At 63.4% G+C, this 21,469-nt stretch carries 20 protein-coding genes; 7 read left to right on the forward strand and 13 right to left on the reverse strand.

Translation table 11 applies throughout. The annotated features are described in order from the left end of the window. Positions 1 to 19 precede the first annotated feature (19 nt). Positions 20 to 1,144 (forward strand): DSD1 family PLP-dependent enzyme, encoded by a 1,125-nt coding sequence (locus NCR93_RS21605; protein ID WP_175980972.1) that lies wholly within the window; start codon positions 20 to 22, stop codon positions 1,142 to 1,144. Here NCR93_RS21605 and NCR93_RS21610 read toward each other — a convergent pair. The 5 genes from NCR93_RS21610 to NCR93_RS21630 all read right to left on the reverse strand — a co-directional run bounded on the left by NCR93_RS21610 (position 1,132) and on the right by NCR93_RS21630 (position 5,145). Beyond that, positions 1,132 to 1,428, reverse strand: a complete 297-nt coding sequence (locus NCR93_RS21610; RefSeq protein ID WP_175980974.1) for a DUF3325 domain-containing protein — start codon at positions 1,426 to 1,428, stop codon at positions 1,132 to 1,134. The genes NCR93_RS21605 and NCR93_RS21610 overlap by 13 nt on opposite strands. Beyond that, positions 1,425 to 3,083 (reverse strand): PepSY-associated TM helix domain-containing protein, encoded by a 1,659-nt coding sequence (locus tag NCR93_RS21615; RefSeq protein WP_502799857.1) that lies wholly within the window; start codon positions 3,081 to 3,083, stop codon positions 1,425 to 1,427. Before NCR93_RS21615 ends, NCR93_RS21610 begins: the two co-directional genes overlap by 4 nt. Next, a complete protein-coding gene (locus NCR93_RS21620; RefSeq protein ID WP_175980978.1) occupies positions 3,050 to 3,337 on the reverse strand; it encodes a DUF3649 domain-containing protein in 288 nt (95 codons plus the stop codon). The genes NCR93_RS21615 and NCR93_RS21620 overlap by 34 nt, the downstream gene beginning before the upstream one ends. A 262-nt stretch (positions 3,338 to 3,599) precedes the next feature. Next, entirely contained in the window at positions 3,600 to 3,851 is a 252-nt protein-coding gene (locus tag NCR93_RS21625) for a hypothetical protein (RefSeq protein WP_033536209.1), read from the reverse strand. A gap of 79 nt (positions 3,852 to 3,930) precedes the next feature. Further along, entirely contained in the window at positions 3,931 to 5,145 is a 1,215-nt protein-coding gene (locus NCR93_RS21630) for a YeeE/YedE family protein (RefSeq protein ID WP_175980980.1), read from the reverse strand. Positions 5,146 to 5,270: 125 nt separating this feature from the next. On the opposite strand from NCR93_RS21630, the gene NCR93_RS21635 reads away from it, so the two are divergent. Next, positions 5,271 to 5,951, forward strand: coding sequence for a dihydrofolate reductase family protein (locus tag NCR93_RS21635; RefSeq protein ID WP_175980982.1), 681 nt, complete (start codon positions 5,271 to 5,273; stop codon positions 5,949 to 5,951). A 112-nt stretch (positions 5,952 to 6,063) separates the two neighbouring features. After that, positions 6,064 to 6,786, forward strand: coding sequence for a DeoR/GlpR family DNA-binding transcription regulator (locus tag NCR93_RS21640; RefSeq protein WP_008348173.1), 723 nt, complete (start codon positions 6,064 to 6,066; stop codon positions 6,784 to 6,786). 74 nt (positions 6,787 to 6,860) lie between these two features. On the opposite strand, the gene NCR93_RS21645 is transcribed toward NCR93_RS21640, so the two are convergent. The 8 genes from NCR93_RS21645 to deoC are packed head-to-tail and all read right to left on the reverse strand — an operon-like array spanning position 6,861 to position 16,480. Beyond that, positions 6,861 to 7,880: an ABC transporter permease gene (locus tag NCR93_RS21645; protein ID WP_235366231.1), complete on the reverse strand. Its 1,020-nt coding sequence runs from the start codon at positions 7,878 to 7,880 to the stop codon at positions 6,861 to 6,863. Between the two features lie 38 nt (positions 7,881 to 7,918). Further along, positions 7,919 to 9,439, reverse strand: coding sequence for a sugar ABC transporter ATP-binding protein (locus NCR93_RS21650; protein WP_175980984.1), 1,521 nt, complete (start codon positions 9,437 to 9,439; stop codon positions 7,919 to 7,921). A gap of 47 nt (positions 9,440 to 9,486) precedes the next feature. Further along, positions 9,487 to 10,491 carry a substrate-binding domain-containing protein gene (locus NCR93_RS21655; protein WP_008348178.1) on the reverse strand — a complete coding sequence of 335 codons (1,005 nt, stop codon included), beginning with the start codon at positions 10,489 to 10,491 and terminating at the stop codon, positions 9,487 to 9,489. Between the two features lie 52 nt (positions 10,492 to 10,543). Next, the gene (locus tag NCR93_RS21660; RefSeq protein ID WP_008348180.1) at positions 10,544 to 11,587 is read right to left on the reverse strand and encodes an ABC transporter permease; all 1,044 of its coding nucleotides are present in this window, start codon (positions 11,585 to 11,587) and stop codon (positions 10,544 to 10,546) included. Next, positions 11,584 to 12,516, reverse strand: coding sequence for a ribokinase (gene rbsK, locus NCR93_RS21665; protein ID WP_008348182.1), 933 nt, complete (start codon positions 12,514 to 12,516; stop codon positions 11,584 to 11,586). The genes NCR93_RS21660 and rbsK overlap by 4 nt, the downstream gene beginning before the upstream one ends. Next, positions 12,513 to 12,995 (reverse strand): RbsD/FucU family protein, encoded by a 483-nt coding sequence (locus NCR93_RS21670; RefSeq protein WP_175980986.1) that lies wholly within the window; start codon positions 12,993 to 12,995, stop codon positions 12,513 to 12,515. Before NCR93_RS21670 ends, rbsK begins: the two co-directional genes overlap by 4 nt. A 60-nt stretch (positions 12,996 to 13,055) precedes the next feature. Continuing rightward, on the reverse strand, positions 13,056 to 15,446 hold the full coding sequence (locus NCR93_RS21675) for an aldehyde dehydrogenase family protein (RefSeq protein WP_008348187.1): 2,391 nt from the start codon (positions 15,444 to 15,446) through the stop codon (positions 13,056 to 13,058). A gap of 26 nt (positions 15,447 to 15,472) precedes the next feature. Further along, complete coding sequence (gene deoC, locus NCR93_RS21680; protein ID WP_175980988.1) at positions 15,473 to 16,480, reverse strand: deoxyribose-phosphate aldolase; 1,008 nt, start codon at positions 16,478 to 16,480, stop codon at positions 15,473 to 15,475. Between the two features lie 290 nt (positions 16,481 to 16,770). On the opposite strand from deoC, the gene NCR93_RS21685 reads away from it, so the two are divergent. From NCR93_RS21685 to NCR93_RS21700, 4 genes are all read left to right on the forward strand, one after another. Then, on the forward strand, positions 16,771 to 17,988 hold the full coding sequence (locus NCR93_RS21685; RefSeq protein WP_175980990.1) for an ABC transporter substrate-binding protein: 1,218 nt from the start codon (positions 16,771 to 16,773) through the stop codon (positions 17,986 to 17,988). Between the two features lie 83 nt (positions 17,989 to 18,071). After that, positions 18,072 to 18,944: a branched-chain amino acid ABC transporter permease gene (locus NCR93_RS21690; protein WP_034470891.1), complete on the forward strand. Its 873-nt coding sequence runs from the start codon at positions 18,072 to 18,074 to the stop codon at positions 18,942 to 18,944. 18 nt (positions 18,945 to 18,962) lie between these two features. Further along, a complete protein-coding gene (locus NCR93_RS21695) occupies positions 18,963 to 20,747 on the forward strand; it encodes a branched-chain amino acid ABC transporter ATP-binding protein/permease (RefSeq protein WP_008348195.1) in 1,785 nt (594 codons plus the stop codon). Then, positions 20,731 to 21,435 (forward strand): ABC transporter ATP-binding protein, encoded by a 705-nt coding sequence (locus NCR93_RS21700; RefSeq protein ID WP_008348196.1) that lies wholly within the window; start codon positions 20,731 to 20,733, stop codon positions 21,433 to 21,435. Before NCR93_RS21695 ends, NCR93_RS21700 begins: the two co-directional genes overlap by 17 nt. The last annotated feature ends 34 nt before the right edge of the window (positions 21,436 to 21,469 follow it).

Here is a 21,469-nt window from a genome sequence, read left to right on the forward strand (position 1 = left end):
TCGCTCGACCAAGGACATCATGAATCTCGAAGCACTCGACACGCCCGCCGCGATCATCGATATCGCGCGAATGCAGCACAACATCGACCGGATGCAGACGCGCATGAACGCGCTCGGCGTGAAGTTCCGGCCGCATGTGAAGACGACGAAATGCGCCGGCGTCGTGCGCGCGCAGATTTCAGCAGGCGCGCAAGGCATCACCGTATCCACGCTGAAAGAAGCGGAAGCATTCTTCGCGGCGGGCATCGACGACATTCTCTACGCGGTGGGTATCGTGCCCGCGAAGTTGCCGCGCGCGATGGCCCTCAAGCAAAAAGGCTGCGATCTGAAGATCATCGCCGACAACGCGGCGGCGGCATCGGCGATCGTCGCGTATTGCAAGCACGCGAACGACATATTCGAAGTGTGGCTCGAAATCGATACGGATGGTCATCGCTCAGGCCTCGCGCCCGATGACGACGCGCTCATCGAGATCGGCCGCGTGCTTCAGGAAGGCGGCATCGAAGTCGGCGGCGTGATGACGCACGCTGGCTCCAGCTACGAATTGAACGATCAAGAAGCGCTCGCCGCGCTCGCGGAACAGGAGCGCGCGGGATGCGTGCGCGCGGCCGAACGGCTTCGCGCTGCGGGCATCGCATGCAGGACCGTGAGCGTCGGCTCGACGCCGACCGCGCTCGCCGCGAAGCATCTCGAAGGCGTCACCGAAGTGCGCGCCGGCGTTTATGTGTTCTTCGATCTCGTGATGGCGAACGTCGGTGTTTGCGATGCAAACGATATCGCGTTGAGCGTGCTCACGAGCGTCATCGGTCATCAACCCGACAAGGGCTGGGTCATCGTCGATGCGGGATGGATGGCGATGAGCCGCGACCGCGGCACGTCGAAGCAGACGCACGATTACGGTTATGGACTTGCATGCGCGCTCGACGGTACGCCTCTCGAAGGCTGCGAACTCGTCGGTGCGAATCAGGAGCACGGCATTCTCGCCGTCGAATGTCGCGATGAGATCACGAAGCGGTTTCCCATCGGCATGAAGCTGCGCGTCTTGCCGAATCATGCATGCGCGACGGGCGCGCAATACCCCGAGTACCAGGCGTTAGCCGCCGACGGCAGCACCATCGCATGGCCGCGCTTTCACGGCTGGTGAGATCGACGAGCGGAAAGCCGCTCATAAACGATGAGACCGCCAAACACGATTCCCGCCGAAACACTCGTGCAGCCGCTATAGCTGACGAGGCCGAGCGCCCATCCTTGATAGTCGACGATGAAGCGCAGCGCGAGCACGAGACCGCACCATCCTGCTATTCGAAAGCCGCGCGTTTGCCCTGCGCGAAGCGCGCGGCCGAATAGCATCATCTGATGACGATCCATCGAGACCGCGAGGCAAGCGAAGGCCATCAGGCAGAAAACGATGCGCAAGAGATGCGTCATGCGCTTTCCTTTTCGCGCTCGGGCATGACGGCACGCGCCGCGACGCGCTTGCCAACGGGCTTCGTGCGCGGACGATGGCGTGTCACGCGTATCGCCAATGCCGCATGCAGCAGGGCGAATGCCCACATCATCAGATCGAAGCCGGCGAACACCCAATCGCCTTGCGCGATGCTGCGCCACAAGGGCCGGTTCGTGGTCAGCGCATTGAGCGCCGGCACGAGCGCGAGCATCGCCGTGGCGAGCCAAAGCAGTTCGATCCACGCGCGCCTTGCGGGACGCACGAACGCATATAGCAGCGTCGCGCCCCACATCGCGAAGAAAACATTGACCTCGGCATCGTCACGCGCGGCGATGCCGAGCGGCAGCAGCCGATTGCCCCACAGAAAGCTCGTCATCGCGATGGAAAGTCCCGCGATGCTCGCGATATTCAAACGTTCGACGAGCCAGAAGCCGACGTACGGCCGCGCCGGGTCGGCCAGCTTCTGACGGCGCTTGACCGTCCACATGACAAGCCCCGTGCCGACCATCGCCGTGCCCGCGAGACTGACGATGAAGTACAGCCAGCGCAGTTGCATATCGCTGAAGCGTCCGAGATGCAGCGCATACAGCACGCCGCGCGTTTCGGCCGCGCCGCCGACGCTGTCCTTCACTTCGATGAGCTTGCCCGTCACGCCATCGAAGAGCATGTACTGCGGACTCATCGACATGCGCGACGCCTCACCTCGCGAAACAGCCACGCGCGCGGTGCTGTCGCCGGGATTGGTGATCGTCACGCGACCGACCTTGTCGCGGCCCCAGCGCGCTTGCGCTTCGCGCACCATCGCATCGACGGGTGCAAGCGGCGCGTTCTGTCCGAAAGACTCGCGAGGCTGAATGAACGCGCTGAGTTGCGAAGTCATCGCGGCGCGTTCGGCGGGTGTCCTGAAGGCGGTCTGCGCGCCCCACGGCATGTACATCGCCATCAACGTGACGAGGCCGGTGTAGGTGATCATCGCGTGAAATGGCAGACCGAATACCGACAGCGCGTTATGCGCGTCGAGCCAAGAACGCTGACCCTTGCCCCATCGAAAAGTGAAAAAGTCGACGAAAATTTTCTTGTGCGTAATGACGCCGCTCACGATCGCGACGAGCATGAACATGGCGCACAGGCCCGCGAGCCAGCGCCCCCATAACACCGGCATGTAATAAAACTGGAAATGAAAGCGATAGAAAAATTCACCGCCGAGGGTCTCGCGCGCGGTTGTGCGCTCGCCCGTGACCGGATCGAAACGGGCTGATTCGAATGCGCGCTTGCCCTTGGATGCGCCCGGCGTGCGCCAGAACGAATCGATGACGCTCGTGCGTTCGTCCGGCAATGCGAAGCTCCACTGCGTACTGCCCGCCGCGATCTTGCCGAGCGTCTCGACGACGCGTTGCGCGACGAGCGCCGCATCCGGCATGTCGCGCTGCTGCGCTTGCTCGGGCCGCATCCATTGCGACGTTTCGTCCTTGAAGTAGCTGACGGTCCCGGTAAGGAACATCGCGTAGAGAATCCAGCCTGCGAGCAGGCCCGCCCACGTATGCAGATCGGACATGCTCTGGCGAATGCCGCGGCCTTTCGCTTTGGAATCGCGCGCGCTTTTCACGAGACGTGTCCTCCCGGCCATACCGTCCATGCGGCCATCAACAGCGGCACGGCGATGAACGCGAGCCCGCTCCATGCCCGACGCGCGCTGCGAACCGCGAACACCCAGATCACCGCGCACACGTAGACGACGAAGCTCACGAGCATGCCGGCGAGCACGGCTTGCGGCTTGCTCATCGGCAGGGCGAGTGCCGCGACGCTCGCGAGCGCGGCGAGCGCGTATCCGCCGAATATCGCGGCCACGATGCGAGAGACGAGCGGGCCGTGCCGGACGAGCGCGCTCATTGGTCGTGTACGCGTCGGCGCGTCATAGGCTTTCAAGGCGTTCTTATGCGAAAGATTGGCCGGATGCACGTCTGCAACGACGAGACGGAATCAGGCGCGTTGAGGTCCGCGTTGCGCGGCGTAAATGATAATAATTATCAATAACGCTCCGCAAGGTTGTCAAGCAACGCTTAAAAGTGGAACGCTGTGGCGCGATCGCGCGAACACAATGCGATGCGCGTGTGGCGCATCGGCGAGCACAAAATGGACGAACTGGCGGCGTTTATTCTTTGCCCGTGACCCACTTTTTCGTCGCGTGATAGCCGCGCTTCGACGTATCGGCGATGGCATGTCCGGCCGATTTCGCGCCGTCGCCGATGGCGTGCGCCGCATCGCGCGCCGCATGTCCGGTCTGGCGCCCGGCCGATTTCACGTCTTCCTTGAACTGATGGGCGCCCGATTCGACGCTCGCATGTGCCAACGGGCCGAGCGCGATCAGCAAGGCCGGAACGATGAGCAAGGTAGTCTTTTTCATGCCGGCGATTTTCGCATATCGCGCGGACCGCTCCGTTCCGCAAAAAAACGGAACGAACGTGTCACGCGCGGTGTGACTCTCAGCAAGCCGTCGGCCGCACGCGCTCCACTTCGAGTCCGAAAAACGGACGCAGTCGCGTGCCGACTACATTGCCGAAGAAGGCCGCGACGAGCCACAGCCAGCCATGCAGGCTGCCCGATACGATGCCGCTGAAATACGCACCGATGTTGCAGCCGTACGCGAGCCGCGCGCCATAACCGAGCAGCAAGCCGCCGACGATCGCCGCGATCAGCGAGCGCATCGGCACGCGCCAGACGGGCGCATAGCGACCCGCGAGCGCGGCGGCGAGCATCGCGCCGAGCACGATGCCGATATCCATCACGGATGTAACGTCGTGAGAAATCGGCGCGGCGAGCGCGGCCGCGTTGGCCTTGCTCATCCAGTATGGCCAGCTCGCGGTATCGACGCCGAACAGGGCCGCCGCTTTCGCGCCCCACAACGCGAACGCCGACGTGATGCCCCACGGACGCCCGGACAGCGCGAGCGTCGCGAAGTTGAGCACGGCGAGGGCGATGCCGCCTGCCACGAGCGGCCACGGTCCATGCAGCCATGGCGATGTATGCGCCGGCTGCACGTGCGCGGCGACGAGCTTGCCATGACGGCGCTTCTCGATGACGACCGTGACCGCCGCGATCAGCGCGAACACGATCCAGTTGACGGCGAGCGCGGGCCCCGCGCCGAGCGTCTTCACGAGCGATACCGGTTGCATTTGCGGCAATGCGGTCCAGAACGGCATGTGCGCGGTCGCGATGACGGAACCCGCGATGAACGCAGCGAGCGTCACGATCATCCGCGTGCTGCCGCCGCCGACCGTGTACAACGTGCCCGACGCACAGCCGCCGCCCAGTTGCATGCCGATACCGAAGATGAACGCGCCCACGACCACCGACGTCCCTACCGGCGACACGAGCCCGGTCACCGGCGTGCCGAAAAGCGACCCTGCCGCGAGCGCGGGAAAGAACAGCGCGACGCCGACCGCGAGCATCAGCATCTGCGCACGCAGCCCGGCGCCGCGGCCATCGGAGATGAACACGCGCCACGCCGACGTGAAACCGAACGCCGCGTGATAAAGCGAGACGCCGAGCAGCGTGCCGACCACGTAAAGCGCAGCCTGGCGCGCGCCGACGGTTTGCCCGAGATACACCGCGCCGAGCACGATCAACAACGCGGCGATGCCGAGCGGCTTCGGATCGATATCCGCGCGGCGTGCAAGAGGAGTAGCGAGATCTGACATGACGATAAGCGTTTCGAAAAAATGCGGAACAGCTACCTATTTTCTCGCGTTTGGCTGATCTTCGCAGGCGGCACAGCGCTTGCATCGGCCGTTGCATCGAAGCCCTTTCCTGCACGGAGAAGAAGATGCATATCGTCTGTCACATGATGTCGTCGATCGACGGCCGCAGTCTCACCGACAACTGGAACCTCGATTTCGCGTCGCCCACCTACGAAGACACCGCCGCGCGTTTCAACGCCGATGCGTGGGTATGCGGCCGCGTCACGATGCAGGAAATCTCGCATGGCAAGGACCGCGACTATCCGCGCGGGCTCGCGAAGCGTCCGATTCCACGCACCGATCATTTCGCGAAACGCGACGCGAGCCAGTACGCGATTTCCATCGATCCGAAGGGACGTGTCGCCTGGAAGAGCAATACGGCGCTCGAATCGCATATCGTCGAAGTGCTGAGCGAGAGCGTCGATGACGATTACCTCGCGTATCTGCAATCGATCGACGCATCGTATGTGTTCGGCGGCAAGGACGATATCGAACTGAAGCGCGTCGTCGAAACGCTCGAACGCGAGTTGAAGATCAAGAAGCTGATCGTCGAAGGCGGCGGACATGTGTCGGGCGCGTTCGTCAATGCGCAGCTTGCCGATGAAGTCAGCGTGCTGATCATGCCGCTCGTCGATGGACGCGAAGCGCATACGTCGTCGTTCGAAGTCGCGATGGACAAGTGGAAAACGCCCGCCTACCTCAAGCTGGATTCCATCGAAAAACTGGAACACGACGTCGTGTGGCTGCGCTATACGCGCAAGTCCTGAACCTCGGGATTTACCCGCGCCACCGCATGCAAGCCGTTAAAAATGCGGCTTGCATTGTTATAATTCTTTCATCCCGAGAATAAAAGCTAACATCATTCCTCGCGCCGCTCCGATGGCCAAGAACGACCGCCTGCGTGCCCTTTCCGGCGCGCTCGAAAAACAGAACGTGATGCGTCTGCGCGATGCGGCCGCGCTGCTCGGCGTTTCGGAGATGACGGTGCGCCGCGATATCGCCGCGCATCCCGGCCAGTTCACCTATCTCGGCGGCTATATCGTCAGCGCCGCCGATGTCCCCAACGCGGGCTACACGATCGAGGAAGAGAAAGACCATTTCGCGCAAGCGAAGGCGGTCGCTTCGAATCACGCGGCGCGTCTGCTCGCGGATAGCGAAACCATCTTCATCGATTGCGGCACGACGCTGACCACGCTCGCGCGGCAGATTCCCACGGAGATGCATCTCACTGTCGTGTGCTATTCGCTCAATGTCGCGGAAATTTTGCGGCGCAAGCCCAACGTGCGGATGATCCTGCTCGGCGGCGTCTATGTGCCGTCATCGGAATCGTTCGCCAGCGACGAGAGCGTCGAAACCTTGCGGCGCATGGGCATCAACAAGGCGTTCATGTCGGCGGGCGGCGTCGATGAAGCGCGCGGCGTGACGTGCTGGAACTTTCATGAAGTCGCCATCAAGCAAGCCGCGATGGCGAGTTCGGTGGAACGTCATCTCGTCGTCGACGCGAGCAAGTTCGGCAAGGTCAAGGCCGTGCGCTTCTCGCAGCTTTCCGAGTTCGATTCGGTGATTACCGAGGAAGGTCAGAAGCTCCGCAAACGCGTCTGAATCGTTCCGATAAAAATCAGAAAGGCTCGTTCAGGTTTCGAACGAGCCTTTTTTGTTCCGCTTTTCGAAGGGCGTTACTGTCTGCGTCCCAGCGCGAACAACGTCCCCGCAACGAGAATGAACGCGCCGATGATGACCTTCTGCCAGGTGCTCGGCACGCCGATGAGAATCAGCACGCTATTGATGAGCGTCACCAGCACGACGCCCAAAAGCGTACCCACCACCGTTCCCGTACCGCCCGTGATGCGGGCACCGCCGAGAATCACCGCCGCGATCACATCGAGTTCCGTGCCGACGAGATCGAACGGGTTCGCAAGCCGGTTCGTCGACACGTGCAGGATGCCCGCCACGCCCGCCAGCAAGCCGGTATAGCCGAACACGAAAAGATGAATGGCGCGCAAGTTATAACCGAGACGTTCTGCAATGGCGAGCGAGCCGCCCATCGCATAGACGCCGCGGCCCATCATCGTGCGATTGAGCAGCCACCAGGTCACGATCGCCGCGATCACGAGCGCGAGCACGGACACCGGCAAAACCGCGCGCAAGCCATCCGGCGTGTGATAGAAAAACAGCGGCAGGCGCCCGAACGTATCCATGCTGTGCGGAATGTTCATGAAGAACTGCGTGCCGACGAACGTCAGCAACAATCCGCGATACAAATATTGCGTGCCGATGGTGACGATCAGCGAAGGCGCTTTCAATCGATGCACGAGCATGCCGTTGATGACGCCGAGAATCACGCCGCCGATTGCGCCCGCAAGCAGAATCAGCACGAACGGGCACTCCGGCCACCAAGCGAAGACAGCCTTCGTGATCGAATACATCGTCAACGCGGCGATTGCCGTGAACGACACGTCGATGCCGCCCGACGCCAGCACGACGAGCGTGCCGAGCGCGAAGAGCGAGACCGTCGTCGCGGAATGGAGCATGTCGAACAGTGTCGCGAACTGGAAGAAGCGCGGATTGATGCTGCCCACGACGAGACACGTCACCACGATCAGCCCGACCGTGAACCACTCCGGATTGCGCATCAGTTGCGCATACAGATTGCCCTTGCGCACGCGCGGCGCGACCTGGGCCGCGTGTTGCGGCATCGTCTCGCTTCCCGTGCGGCGGATGGATTCGCTCATGCTCATGCTGCCTCTGAAAGTAGCGCGTGATAAAGATCGGCCTCGTTCAAGCGATCCGCGCGATATTCGTTCGCGACGCGGCCTTTCTTCATCATCAGAATACGGTCGCAGTTCTGCAGCAGTTCGGGCAGGTCGTCGCTGATCAATATGATGCCGATGCCCTCCTTCGACAGCCGCTGCATGATGCGATAAATGATGTCCTTCGATCCCACATCGACGCCCACGGTCGGACCATGCAGGATCAGCACGCGCGGATCGATCGCGAGCCAGCGGCCGATCAGCACGCGCTGCTGGTTGCCGCCCGAAAGCGATTGCACGGGCTTGTCGACATCGGGCGTCGCGATCTGCAAGTCCTTCACGGTGCGCTCGGCAAGCTCTTGCGCACGCTTGCGATCGATCTGACCGAAGCGGTCGCGCAGGCTCGCGATCATCGCGGTGACGACGTTGTCGCGAATCGGCTTGTCGAGAAAAAGCCCTTCGTTCAGGCGGTCTTCGGGCACATAGCCGATACGTTGCGCCTTCGCATCCGCGGGCGAATGCAGACGCACGCGCATACCGTCGAGCGTCACCGTGCCCGTATCCGCAGGCGCGACGCCCGCAAGCGCACGCGCAAGTTCGTTGCGGCCCGAATCGAGCAGCCCCGTCACGCCGAGAATCTCGCCCTTGTGCAGCTTGAACGACACATCGGCGAACTGGCCCTTGCGGCCGAGACCTTGCACGTCGAGCACGATCTGCGACGCGCCTCCGTCATCTTCCGCGCGATAGCGTTCCGTCGACAGATGCTTGCCCGTCATGAGCTCGCTGATCTGCGCCTTCGTATAGTTTTCGATCGGACCTTGCGCCATCTTCTGGCCGTCGCGCAGCACGATCACTTCCCCGCCGATCGCATAGCACTCGTCGAGCTTGTGACTCACGAACAGCACGGCGACGCCATCCGCGCGCAAACGCGCAAGCACGGCGATGAGGTTATCGACTTCTTTCTGCGTGAGCGATGTCGTCGGCTCGTCCATGATGACGAACTTCGCTTCGCTCGCAATGGCGCGCGCGATCGCAACGAGCTGGCGCGTCGCGAGCGGCAGTTGCTCGATGAGCGTCTTCTGGAAATCCGCGTCGCCCGGCAGTCCGACGGCTTCTAGCGCACGCGCGGCGGTTTGTGCGAGCGCTTTGCGATCGAACGTGCGCGCGAGCTTGCCCGCATGTTCCGCGAGTTCGGATGTCAGCGCGACGTTCTCCGCGACGCTCATGTTCGGCAGCAGCGACAAGTCCTGATAAACGGTTTCGATGCCCGCCGAAAGCGATTCGAGCGGCGAAAGCTTCTTGTGACGCGCGCCTTCGATCACGAGCTCGCCTTCATCGGGCGGTTGCGCGCCCGAGATGATCTTGATGAGCGTGCTCTTGCCGCAACCGTTCTCGCCGAGCAAGTGATAGATCTGGCCGCGCTCGAACGAGAGGCTTACGCCACGCAGCGCATAGACGCCGGTGAAACGTTTATGGATATCGACGACTTCGAGGAGCGGTGTCATATCGTGTAGTCGAGCGAGGCACACCGCAGTGCGCCTCGCGAATGGCATCAGAAGTTGTATTGCTTGTAGTTCGACTTGTCGACATCGACCCAGCCGGTGCCGCGCACGATCACGCCCTTGCCCGGGCCCTTCGTGACCGTCACCTTGTTATAGCCGGTGATGCCGAGGTCTGCGCCGTTCTGCACTTCCTTGCCGTCGACGAGCATCTGCGCGACCTTGTTCATCGCGAGACCGGCGAGCTTCGGATCCCAGAACGCGATGCCGTTGATCGCGCCGCTTTCGAGGAACTTGGCCGCTTCCGTCGGCAAGCCGGTGCCGTACACGCAGATCTTCCCGACCTTGCCGGCCTCTTCGACCGCGCGGCCGATACCGATGACGTCGAGCGACGACGAACCCTGGAAGCCCGTCAGATCCGGATGCTTGCGCAGCACTTCCTTCGCGACCTGATACGCGCGCTCGCCATCGTTATTCGTTTCGAGCTTCGGTTCGACCAGATCCATCTTCGGATACTTGGCCTTCGCATTGCCGATGCCGCCATCGGCCCATTGCACCTGCGAGCGCGAGCCGAGCGAGCCGACCAGCACGGCCCACTTGCCCTGATTATTCATGCACTTCGCGAGGCGCTCGTTCAGGCCCGCGCCGTATGCGGTGTTGTCGAAGGCTTCGATGTCGACCATCGTGTTCTTCGCGTTGTCCGCTTCATGCGTGACGACCTTGATGCCGCGATCCATCGCTTTCTTGAGCGCGGGTTCGAGCGTCGGCGGATCGTAGGGCACTACCGCAATTGCCGTGACCTTCTTCGCGATCAGATCCTCGATGATCTTGAGTTGCTGCGCGGCGTCGGCGCGGCCCGGACCCGTCTGATATGCGTTGATGTTCGGATTCTCCTTGCCGAACTCCTTCACGCCTTCGTCCATGCGATTGAACCAGTTGATGCCGGTCACTTTCACGACCGTCACGATGGTTTCGTTGGTCGCGGCCTGCGCCGCTGCGATCGCGCCCGCCGCTAGTGCGATCGCGGTGAGTGCGGTGCCCAGTTTGTTCAGCTTCATTGCGTTGTCTCCTTTATCTATCCATTGGTCTCTTTGAACATCACACGCAACACTAACGTCCGGTCGATGCGGGCGGCGGTGGAACATTGCTCTTGGGCGCGGCTCCGCCGATGCCGAAGATCGCGCGCACGCGATCGCCGCCCGCGAATGCAAGCGATGCGAGCAGCAGGAAGCCCCACGCGCAATCGCCGAAAAACTGCGATACGCCGAGCAGATTGAAGAGGCTCGACAGAAATTGCAACACGGTCGCGGCGAGAAACACGCAGACGATGCGTCCATAACCGCCCGCCGGATTCACGCCGCCCATCACCGCGATCAGGATCGCGATCAGCAGATACGAATTGCCGTAGTCCCACTTCGCGCTCGACGTATGCGTCGCGCTGATGAGACCCGCGAGCGAGGCGAGCACGCCGCACATCCCATACGTGAGAATCAGCATGCGCGCGCGCGGAATGCCCGCGTAGAACGCGGCCTTCGGGTTCGTGCCCATCAGATAGAGACGCAGGCCGAACGGCGTACGCTTCAGAATCCAGCCGAGCAGCAGAACCGCGGCGATGAAGATCCACAGTGAAATGGGCACTTGCAGGAAGGTGCCGTTGCCGATGTTCGACAGCGGATCGACGTATTCCACGCGCACGGATGCGCCGTTGCTCAACACCACCGCGATGCCGGTGAAGAGCAACTGCGTGCCGAGCGTGCAGAGAATCGGCGTGAGCTTCAGCTTCGCGATGACGACGCCATTGAGCAAGCCGCCGAGCGCACCCATCACCATGACGATGCATACGAATACCGCGGTATAGAGCGCGGGCGAATCGTCGGCGGAGACCATATGCGGCAGCATCATCGCGGCGACCATGCCGGAGAGATTCGCAAGGCCCACGCCCGACAGATCGATGCCGCCGTTGCCCGACACCATCGACAGCATGATGCCGAGCGCAAGCAGGCCGAGCTCGGGCAACTGGCCGCCCATCGACTGAAGATTGTCGATGTCGAGGAACTGGCCGTGGGACATCCACGTTGCGACGATCACCACGAGCACGTTCACGCCGATCAGAAAGTTGAACTGGCGATCCGCGAGCCACTTCGACGCTTTCATTGCGTGACGCTCCTTTCCGCTAGCAGCGCGTTGATTTCGTCGAGACGCGGCATCGACGGCGCGGTGCCCGGACGCGTCACCGAAATGCTCGCGAGCGCGCAGCCGAAGCGCACTGCATCCACAGGGCTTTCGCCGCGTGCGAGGGCCGCCGCGAAGCCGCCGGTGAAGCCATCGCCCGCGCCCGCCGTCTCGACGACGCGGCCGCATTCGAAAGCAGGCACGAGCGTCGATTCGTTCGACGTATGCAAGAGCGCGCCCGCTTCGCCGAGCGTGACGATCACGGCGCGTGCGCCTTTTTGGAGCAGTACGTTCGCGGCGCGGCGTGCGTCGTCCGCCGAAGCGATCTCGATGCCGGTGAGCGCCTGCGCTTCGGTTTCGTTCGGCGTGATGTAGTCGCACAGCGGATAGATATCGTCCGTCAGCGGCAAGGCGGGCGCGGGATTGAACACCGTCGTCACGCCATGTTTGCGCGCGAGTTCGAGTCCACGGCGCGCGGCCGGAATCGGTTGTTCGAGCTGCGTGACGAAGACGCCGGCACGCGCGATATCGTCTTCGATCGCATCGACGTCTTCGGGCGCGAGCGTGCCCGCAGCGCCCGCCGCGACGATGATCGCATTGCCGCCCGTGTTCTCATCGACATAGATATGCGCGGCACCCGTCGCGACATCGTTCATTACCGTTGCGCGCGATGTGATGCCTTCGGCGCTCCATGTCGCCTGCGCGATATCGCCGAACGCATCCGCGCCGATGCGGGTGCAGAAGATCACGTCCGCGCCCGCGCGTGCGGCGGCCACCGCCTGATTCGAGCCCTTGCCGCCCGGTCCCATCTGGAACGCGGAACCCGCGACCGTTTCGCCGAGCAGCGGCATGCGTTGCGCGCGAAACGCGAGGTCCGTCACATAGATGCCGAGAATGACGACGCTTTTCATCGCGTGCCTCCGTGCGCGGCTTCGGGCGCATCCGGCGCGAGTTGCACGCCCTTCTTGAAGATGAAGCAGCCATAGCCGCGCGCTTCGCCCGTCGCGATCACGCAATATGCGTTCTTCGCGCGCTCGTAGAACGCGAAGCGTTCGACCGGCGCGAAGGGCAGCGCGCGGCCTTCGGCATCGTCCACTTCGCGTTGCGCTTCCCGTTGCACGGCGGGCAAGGTAGTTGCATCGCCAACTATCTCCATGCGGCCCGCGGGATCGTCGACGAACGTATCGAGCGGCAGCACCGACAACACGGCGCGCACCGCACGCGGCGCGCTCGCGCCGTCCATGCGCAGCACGCGGCCGAGCACCGTTTTGCGCGCGACAGAGTCAGCGGGGAAATGGGCATCGCAGATCACCACTTCGTCGCCGTGGCCCATCGCGGCAAGCGCGTACAGGATATCGGCGTTCAAGAGCGGATCGATGTTCTTCAGCACAGCGTCTCCTCCATGCATGAGCGCGTTCCGTATCGGAATCGCGCCGAGTCAATTCCTTGATCAGTCTCCGTACGGCACCCAGATGTTCTTCACTTGCACCGCCTGTCGAAGGAAAGGCAGCCCTTCGCTTGCGGCATCGTGCCAGTCGAACACGCGGCCCTGATCGACGAACGTGCGCTTCAGATTGCCGATCGACTCGCGCTCCACCATCGCCGATAGCGCCGCGCCGTGGAAGCACCAGAGCGCATCGACGTCATCGTGTTGCGCGAGCGTTTGAGCCAGCGAACGCGCATCGCCGGTGACGATGTTCAGCGCGCCGCCCGGCACATCCGATGTCTCGACGACCTGATAGAAGTCCGTCGCCATCAGCGGACACGTCTCGCTCGGCACGACGACCACGCGATTGCCCAGCGCGAGCGCGGGCGCGACGAGCGACACGAACCCGAGCAACGGCGCTTCATCGGGACACACGATGCCGATCACGCCCAGCGCTTCGTGCATCGCCAGCGCGACGCCATGCAGCGGGGGCGCATGCACGGCGCCGTCGTACTTGTCGGCCCAAGCGGCATACGTGAAGAACCGCGCGATCGATGCATCGACTTCGCGCTTCGCATCGCGCTCGCTCGAACCGGCGCGCGTGACGAGCTGCTTCGCGAATTCATCGGCGCGTGCGCTCAGGTTTTCCGCGAGGTAGTACAGCACTTGCGCGCGGTTGTGCGCGCTCGCCGACGACCATTTCGTCATGCCGCGCGCGGCCGCGACCGCATTGCGTATGTCCTTGCGATTGCCTTCGCCCACTTCGCCGACGATCTCACCGGCGGGCGAATGCACGAGCCGCGAATAACCGCTGTCGGGCCGCGCCTGCTTGCCGGCGATGAAGAGCTTCGCCGTGCGATCGAGCGCACTCACATTGCCCGCATCGACGAGCGAATCCGGTTGCGCCTGCAACGATTTCGTTTCGCCGCGCACCGGAAGCTTGGCCCATGCGCGCGGCTTCAGGTATTCGTAGATGCCCTCGCGTCCGCCTTCGCGTCCGAAGCCCGACTCGCGATATCCGCCGAAGCCGACGGCCGCATCGAAGAGATTGGTCGCGTTGATCCACACGACGCCGCATTGCAGGCGCGGCGCGACGTCGAGCGCGCGGCTGATGTTCTCGCTCCACACGCTCGCGGCAAGGCCGTAGCGCGTGTTATTTGCGAGCGCAACGGCTTCTTCCGGCGTGCGGAAGCTCATCGTCACGAGCACGGGCCCGAAGATCTCTTCCTGCGCGAGCGTCGATGCGGGCGCGACGTTGGTGACGAGCGTCGGCGGAAAGAATGCACCGCTCTCGGGCAACGTGGCACGCGGCGATCGATAGACTTCGCAGCCTTCGCGCTCGCCCTTGTCGACGAGCGCGCGAATGCGTTCGAGCTGAATGTCGTCGACGACCGCGCTCATGTCGATGCCCTTATCCAGCGACGTGCCGACGCGCAGCGTATCCATGCGGCGCTTCAGCTTCTCGACGAAGCGCGCTTCGATGCCTTCCTGCACGAGCAGACGCGAGCCCGCGCAACACACTTGTCCCTGATTGAACCAGATCGCATCGACAACGCCTTCGACGGCGCTGTCGATATCGGCATCGTCGAACACGATGAACGGCGACTTGCCGCCGAGTTCGAGCGTGAGCGACTTGCCCGAACCCGCCGTGCTCGCGCGAATCTGACGGCCCACTTCGGTCGATCCCGTGAATGCGATCTTCGCGACGCGTTGATGTTCGACGAGCGCCGCGCCCGTGCTGCCATCGCCGGTGACGATGTTGAGCACGCCCTTCGGCAAGCCCGCGCGATGCGCCAATTCAGCGAACAGCAACGCCGTCAACGACGTGAATTCCGCGGGCTTCAGCACGACGGTATTGCCGAGCGCGAGCGCCGGCGCGATCTTCCACGCGAGCATCAGCAGCGGGAAATTCCACGGCACGATCTGGCCGATCACGCCGAGCGGCGCCCAGTCCGCGAACTCCTTGTCCTGCAGTTGCGCCCATCCCGCGTGATGCAGAAAATGCCTTGCTACAAGGGGTATATCGATATCGCGCGACTCGCGGATCGGCTTGCCGTTGTCGAGCGATTCGAGCACGGCGAAGAGACGGCTGTGCCGCTGCACCATGCGCGAAAGCGCATAGAGATGACGCGCGCGCCCCGCTCCGCCGATGGCTTGCCAGCCTTCGAGCGCATCGTGCGCGGCTTGCACAGCGGCATCGACATCCGCTCCCGTGCCTTGCGCGATCGATGCGAGCACGCGGCCGGTCGCGGGTTCTCGTGAGTCGAAGCGCGCGGCGTCGTCGCTGTCGCGCCATGCGCCGTTGATGAAGTGACCGAAGCGCCCGTCATGCTGATCGAGCCATGCGCGCGCGGCGCGATCGTCTTCCGGTGCGGGTCCGTATTCCATCGAAGAGAAGTATTCGGCAACGCTCATGAGGCTGTTTAGTGAAGTCTGTTGGATCAGGCGACGGGATGGCGATTGAACGACGAATAACGTCCGCTCACATGATGTTCGAGCTGGCGTTCGATATCCGCGAGCAGGCTCGATGCGCCGATGCGAAACAGATCCGCTTCGAGCCATTCGCGCCCGAGCTCTTCCTTCATGAGGATCTGATACTCGAGCACCGACTTCGCAGTCGACACGCCGCCCGCCGGCTTGAAGCCGATCATGACGCCCGTGCGCGCGAGATAGTCGCGGATCATCCGCACCATCACGAGCGACACGTCGAGCGTCGCGTTGACGCTTTCCTTGCCCGTCGATGTCTTGATGAAATCGGCGCCGGCCATCATGCAGATCATCGATGCCTTCGCGACATTCGACAGCGTGCGGATATCGCCGGTCGCGAGAATCGCCTTGACGTGCGCGTCGCCGCATGCCGCGCGGAAATCGCGCATCTCGTCGTAGAGCGCTTTCCAGTTACCCGTCAGCACATGCTCGCGCGTGACGACGATATCGATCTCGGACGCGCCATCTCTCACCGATGCTTCGATCTCGCGCAACTTCAGTTCGTGCGGATTGAGGCCAGCGGGGAAGCCCGTCGATACGGCCGCGACCGGAATGCCGCTGCCCTCGAGCGCGTTCACTGCCGTCCTGACGTAACGGTGATAGACGCACACCGCGCCGGTCTTGATCGACAGAGGCGGCATGCCGAGCGCGTCGAGCAGATCGTCGCGCAATGGACGGCGCGCCTTCGCACAGAGACGTTCGACGCGGCCATGCGTGTCGTCGCCGGAAAGCGTCGTGAGATCGATGCAGGTGATGGCCTTGAGCAGCCACGCCGCCTGCGCGTCTTTCTTGACCGCGCGGCGCGTGCCGAGCGTCGACGCGCGGCGCGTCACCGCCGACTGATTCACGCGCAGGCCGTCGAGCCAGGCGAGATCGAACGGCATGCCGGGATTGCGCGCGCTGGCGTGAACCTGGGCCTTGCCGGGCCACGCGACGATGGACTTCGATGCAGTTTCCAGCATGAGATCGGTATGCCGGCGTCTTGTGCGACGCACAACAGTTTTTGATAGATTGATCTCAGTTTATAGCATTCTTGTTAGGATCGTGACATAGGGAAAGTTCGGAGACGACCGGGCCGAGTCTCACTCTTCCGTGCAAACCCTCGGTTGACGTCTTTGCGTTCATCGACGCAAACTTGAAGCGCTTCAAATCCAATCGATCAACCCAAACAGAGCAAATTCGGCAACGCGACCGAACTTTCTTGCTTTCGATTTGAAGCGCTTCAATTTCGAACGATACAAGGAGACACCGCATGTCCTCGCACTTTCCCCGCACTGTCCTGCGCGCGCTCGCCGCCGCGTGCGTCGCAGCATCGAGTCTCACTGCCGCGCACGCCGCCGACATCAAGATCGGCGCGCTCTTCCCCTTCAGCGGCGGACTCGCGCTGCTCGGCGACGAAAGCTATCGCGGCGTGCAGCTCGCCGTCGACGAGCGCAACGCGGCGGGCGGCATCAACGGCGAGAAAGTGGTGCTCGTCAAGGCCGATGCCGTCGATGCCAATCAGGCCGTCGGCGAAGCGCGGCGTCTGACGTCGGTGGAAAACGTGTCGGCGGTGTTCGGAAGTTATTCGTCGGCGGTGTCGTCGGCGGCGACGCAAGTGACTGAGCTCGCGGGCGTGCCGTTCTTCGAACTCGGCGCGACGGCGGACACCATCACGAGCCGCGGCTTCAAGTATCTGTATCGCAGCAACTCGACCACGAAGACCTTCGCGGACGGCACGCTCGAAGCGCTGACCAAGGTCGTCGCGCCGCAACTCAAGGCGGATCCGAAGACGCTGAAGATCGCGATCATCGCGGAAGACGGGCCGTACGGCACGCTCGTCTCCGGCTTTCAGAAGGAAGGCGCGAAGAAGCTCGGTCTGAACGTCGTGCAGGTGCTGCCGTATTCGGCGAAGAGCGTCGATCTGTCGTCGCTGATTCTGCGTCTGAAGGGCGCGGACGTCGATATCGTGCTGCAGACCTCGTATCAGAACGACTCGATCCTGTTCTTCCGCCAGGCCGCGCAGGCCGGCTTCAAGCCGAAGGCGGTCATCGGCGCGGGCGGCGGCTATTCGCTCTCGGATACGGCCAAGGCCGTCGGCGCGCAAATGAACGGCGTGTACGACATCGACTTCCCGCAAGTCGCGATGAACGAGAAAGGCGCACCCGGCCTCGAAACATTCACCGCCGAATATCAGAAGCACTTCGGCATGGCGCCGCGCTCGGGCCATAGCCTCGTGAACTATGTCGGCGCGAAAGCGTTCCTCGATGTGCTCGCCAACGCGAAATCCACCGACAAGGACAAGATCCGCGCCGCCGTGCTCGCCTACAAGAAGCCGACGGGCACGACCGCCGCTGGCTGGGGCTTCCAGTTCGCCGACAACGGCCAGAACCAGCTCGCGACCACCAACGTGATGCAGTGGCAAGGCGGCAAGCTCGTCACCGTCTATCCGGAAGCGGTCGCGATCGCGAAGCCCGTCGCGGCGCAGTAAAACCGCCGCTGTCGACCCGCATTTCTCTTTCACTCGAACCGTGCGGCGCGTGACACGCGCTGCGCGGTGTCCAGGAAACGAGCATGTCCATTCTTCTGCAACTTCTGGTCAACGGCCTGTTGCTGGGCGGCGCGTACGCGATCATCAGCATCGGCCTCACGCTGATCTTCGGCGTCGTGCGCGTGGTCAACTTCGCGCACGGCGAGCTGCTGATGGTCGGCATGTACGCCGTCTGGCTGCTCGCCGCGAAGCTCGGCTGGCATCCGTATGTGTCGGCGGTGCCGGTCGCGCTGCTGCTCTTCGCATTCGGCGTGCTGATCCAGCGCTTCATCATCCAGCCGCTGCTTTCCGCCGACGCGCACATTCAGATTTTCGCGACCGTCGGCGTGTCGACCGCGCTCGTGAATCTCGCGCTGATGATCTTCGGCGCGGACGTGCATCCCGTCGATGTGAGCTTCGGCACCGAGCATCTGCAGTTCGGCGACATCAACATCGTGAGCGGGCAACTGATCACGTTTGCCGCCGCGCTCGCGGTCGCGGGCGGGCTGCATCTGTTCCTGCAACGCACCTACACCGGTCGCGCGTTTCGCGCGGTGGCGCAACATCGCTACGCGGCCTCGCTGATGGGCGTCAACGTGAAGACGACGTACGTGCTCGCGTTCGGCATCGGCGCGGCGCTGGTCGGGCTCGCGTCGGGCTTGCTGGTCGCGCAGTATCCGGTGTTCCCGACCGTCGGCCAGTACTTCGTGCTGACCGCGTTCGTCATCGTCGTGCTGGGCGGTCTCGGCAGCTTGCCGGGCGCGCTCGTCGGCTCGATCGTGATCGGGCTCATCGACAGTCTCGCGGGCTACTACATCTCGCCCGACATGAAGGAAGTCGTCTACTTCGCGATCTTCCTCGTGATTCTCGTGGTGCGCCCGACCGGTCTCTTCGGTCTCGGACGCGGCTCCGAATAACGTTCAGCGAGGCATTCGATGTTTCCCAATCTCCTGCATCCGCGCGGCTACATGGGCGCGCTGGCGCTCGTCGCGCTGCTCGCCGTGCCGTTCGCGCTGCAATCGCCGTTCGCGTTTCACCTGGCCGTGCTCGTGTGCATCTTCGGCGCGCTCGCGACGGCGTGGAATATCGTCGGCGGATTCGCCGGGCAGTTGTCGCTCGGACACGCGGTGTTCTACGGCATCGGCTCGTACGCGGCGACGCTGCTCGTCATCAACTTCGGCATCACGCCGTGGCTCGGCATGTTCGCGGGCGCGGTGATCTCGGCGATGGCGGCGATCGTCATCGCGTATCCGACGCTGCGTCTGCGCGGACCGTTCTTCGCGCTCGCCACGATCGCGTTCCTCGAAGTGTGCCGCCTGCTCACGGTGCACGAGGAAAGCTGGACGGGCGGCTCGGCGGGCCTGAACGTGCCGCTCAACATCGGCCTGCAATGGATGGTGTTCCGCGAAAAGTGGGCGTATCTGCTGATCGCGTTCGGCTTTCTTCTGGTGACGTTGTGGGCCGCGTGGCTCATCCGCCGCTCGCGCTTCGGCTTCTACCTGATCGCCGTGCGCGAACGTGAAGATGCGGCGCGCGCGGTCGGCGTGAACGCGGTGAAGGTGAAGATCGGCGCGGCGGTGATCTCGGCGGTGCTGACGAGTCTCATCGGCTCTTTCCACGCGATGTATCTCACCTTCATCGATCCGTCCGCGGCGTTCTCGCTGGAACTGTCGGTGCAGATCGCGATGTTCGCGCTGATCGGCGGACTCGGCAGCGTCGCCGGGCCGCTCGCGGGCACCGTCCTCGTGCTGCCGATCGCCGAGCTTGCGCGCGGCTGGCTCAGCTCGTTCGGCAGCGGCACGCACGGCTTCGTCTACGGTGTCGTGTTGGTGCTCGTCGTGCTGTTCATTCCGCGCGGACTCGTCGGGCATCTGGGCGGCTTCGTGCTGCGCTTCATCGACCGTCTGCCCGGCGCGCGCACGCCGCCGCCCGCACGGGCGAAGTCGATCGCGCCCGCCGATGCGTTGCCGCTCGGCACGCCGCTGCTCGTCGCGGAGCATCTGAAGAAGCGCTTCGGCGGACTCGTCGCGACCGACGATGTTTCCCTCACGCTGCACGCCGGCGAGATTCTCGGTGTGATCGGCCCGAACGGCGCGGGCAAGACGACGGTCTTCAATCAGCTTTCGGGCTTCATCCGGCCGAACGAAGGCATCGTGAAGATTCGCCTCGCCGATGGCACCTGGGCCGAACCGCGCACGCCCGATGCGTTCGCGAAGGACGGCGTCGGCCGTACGTTCCAGATCGCGCAGCCGTTCGCGGGTCTCTCGGTGCTGGAGAACATCATGCTCGGCGCGTTCATGCATACGCGGGTCCGCGTCGAAGCGGAGTCGATCGCACGCGAAGTCGCGGAGATCACCGATCTCACGTCCTTGCTCGATACCGAAGCGCGCAGCCTCACGGTCGGCGGCATGAAGCGTCTCGAAGTGGCGCGCGCGCTCGCCACGCGGCCGCGCGCGCTTCTGCTCGACGAAGTGATGGCCGGTCTCAATCCCGCCGACATCGCGCGCGCGATCAACATGGTGCGGCGCATCCGCGATTCAGGAATCGCCGTGCTGATGATCGAGCACATGATGCAGGCGACGATGGCGCTGTCGGACCGCATCATCGTCATCAATGCCGGGCGCATGCTGAAGGAAGGCAAGCCGTCCGATGTCGTCAACGATCCTGAGGTGATTCAGGCCTATCTCGGCAAGGGGTATCTCGATGCTCAAGCTGCATAACGTCTCGGCCGGCTACGGCAAGAGCGAAGTTCTGCGCGGCGTCTCGCTCGATGTGCAGGAAGGCGAGATCGTCACGCTCGTCGGCGCGAACGGCGCGGGCAAGACCACGACGCTGAAGACGCTATGCGGAATCGTCGCGGCGCGCGGCGGCAGCATCACGTTTCAGGGACAGGAACTCGTTGGCAAGTCCTCGCACGACATCGTCGCGATGGGCGTCACGATGATTCCCGAAGGCCGTCAACTCTTCCCGTTCCTGAGCGTCGAAGAGAACCTGCTGATGGGCGCGTTTCGTCACGCCGCACGAAGCGCGCGGCGCGAACGCATGGACGAAGTGCTCGAACTCTTTCCGCGCGTGCGCGAGCGTCTCACGCAACTTGCCGGATCGCTGTCGGGCGGCGAGCAGCAGATGGTCGCCATCGCGCGCGGCATGATGTCCGCGCCGAAGCTCCTGATCTTCGACGAACCGTCGCTCGGTCTTTCGCCCTTGCTCGTCGAGCAGATGTTCGAAGTCGTCGGCACGGTCGCGGCGCGCGGTGTGACGGTGCTGCTCGTCGAACAGAACGTGTTCCATACGCTCAAGCTCGCGAACCGCGGATACGTGCTCGAAAACGGCGCCATCGCGCTTTCCGGAACGGGCGCAGAATTGCTCGATAGTCCCCACGTGCGGCGCGCCTATCTCGGTCATTGATTCAGCGAACCGGCGCATCGCATCCAGAAACCAC

Source organism: Caballeronia sp. ATUFL_F1_KS39 (genome assembly GCF_023630985.1).
GTDB classification, from domain to species: Bacteria; Pseudomonadota; Gammaproteobacteria; order Burkholderiales; family Burkholderiaceae; genus Caballeronia; species Caballeronia zhejiangensis.

Bases quoted from the DNA above. Each gene is read 5' to 3' on its own strand.
- NCR93_RS21605 (WP_175980972.1), top strand. From the start codon at position 20: ATGAATCTCGAAGCACTCGACACGCCCGCCGCGATCATCGATATCGCG.
- NCR93_RS21610 (WP_175980974.1), bottom strand. From the start codon at position 1,428: ATGACGCATCTCTTGCGCATCGTTTTCTGCCTGATGGCCTTCGCTTGC.
- NCR93_RS21615 (WP_502799857.1), bottom strand. From the start codon at position 3,083: ATGGACGGTATGGCCGGGAGGACACGTCTCGTGAAAAGCGCGCGCGAT.
- NCR93_RS21620 (WP_175980978.1), bottom strand. From the start codon at position 3,337: ATGAGCGCGCTCGTCCGGCACGGCCCGCTCGTCTCTCGCATCGTGGCC.
- NCR93_RS21625 (WP_033536209.1), bottom strand. From the start codon at position 3,851: ATGAAAAAGACTACCTTGCTCATCGTTCCGGCCTTGCTGATCGCGCTC.
- NCR93_RS21630 (WP_175980980.1), bottom strand. From the start codon at position 5,145: ATGTCAGATCTCGCTACTCCTCTTGCACGCCGCGCGGATATCGATCCG.
- NCR93_RS21635 (WP_175980982.1), top strand. From the start codon at position 5,271: ATGCATATCGTCTGTCACATGATGTCGTCGATCGACGGCCGCAGTCTC.
- NCR93_RS21640 (WP_008348173.1), top strand. From the start codon at position 6,064: ATGGCCAAGAACGACCGCCTGCGTGCCCTTTCCGGCGCGCTCGAAAAA.
- NCR93_RS21645 (WP_235366231.1), bottom strand. From the start codon at position 7,880: ATGCCGCAACACGCGGCCCAGGTCGCGCCGCGCGTGCGCAAGGGCAAT.
- NCR93_RS21650 (WP_175980984.1), bottom strand. From the start codon at position 9,439: ATGACACCGCTCCTCGAAGTCGTCGATATCCATAAACGTTTCACCGGC.
- NCR93_RS21655 (WP_008348178.1), bottom strand. From the start codon at position 10,491: ATGAAGCTGAACAAACTGGGCACCGCACTCACCGCGATCGCACTAGCG.
- NCR93_RS21660 (WP_008348180.1), bottom strand. From the start codon at position 11,587: ATGAAAGCGTCGAAGTGGCTCGCGGATCGCCAGTTCAACTTTCTGATC.
- rbsK (WP_008348182.1), bottom strand. From the start codon at position 12,516: ATGAAAAGCGTCGTCATTCTCGGCATCTATGTGACGGACCTCGCGTTT.
- NCR93_RS21675 (WP_008348187.1), bottom strand. From the start codon at position 15,446: ATGAGCGTTGCCGAATACTTCTCTTCGATGGAATACGGACCCGCACCG.
- deoC (WP_175980988.1), bottom strand. From the start codon at position 16,480: ATGCTGGAAACTGCATCGAAGTCCATCGTCGCGTGGCCCGGCAAGGCC.
- NCR93_RS21685 (WP_175980990.1), top strand. From the start codon at position 16,771: ATGTCCTCGCACTTTCCCCGCACTGTCCTGCGCGCGCTCGCCGCCGCG.
- NCR93_RS21690 (WP_034470891.1), top strand. From the start codon at position 18,072: ATGTCCATTCTTCTGCAACTTCTGGTCAACGGCCTGTTGCTGGGCGGC.
- NCR93_RS21695 (WP_008348195.1), top strand. From the start codon at position 18,963: ATGTTTCCCAATCTCCTGCATCCGCGCGGCTACATGGGCGCGCTGGCG.
- NCR93_RS21700 (WP_008348196.1), top strand. From the start codon at position 20,731: ATGCTCAAGCTGCATAACGTCTCGGCCGGCTACGGCAAGAGCGAAGTT.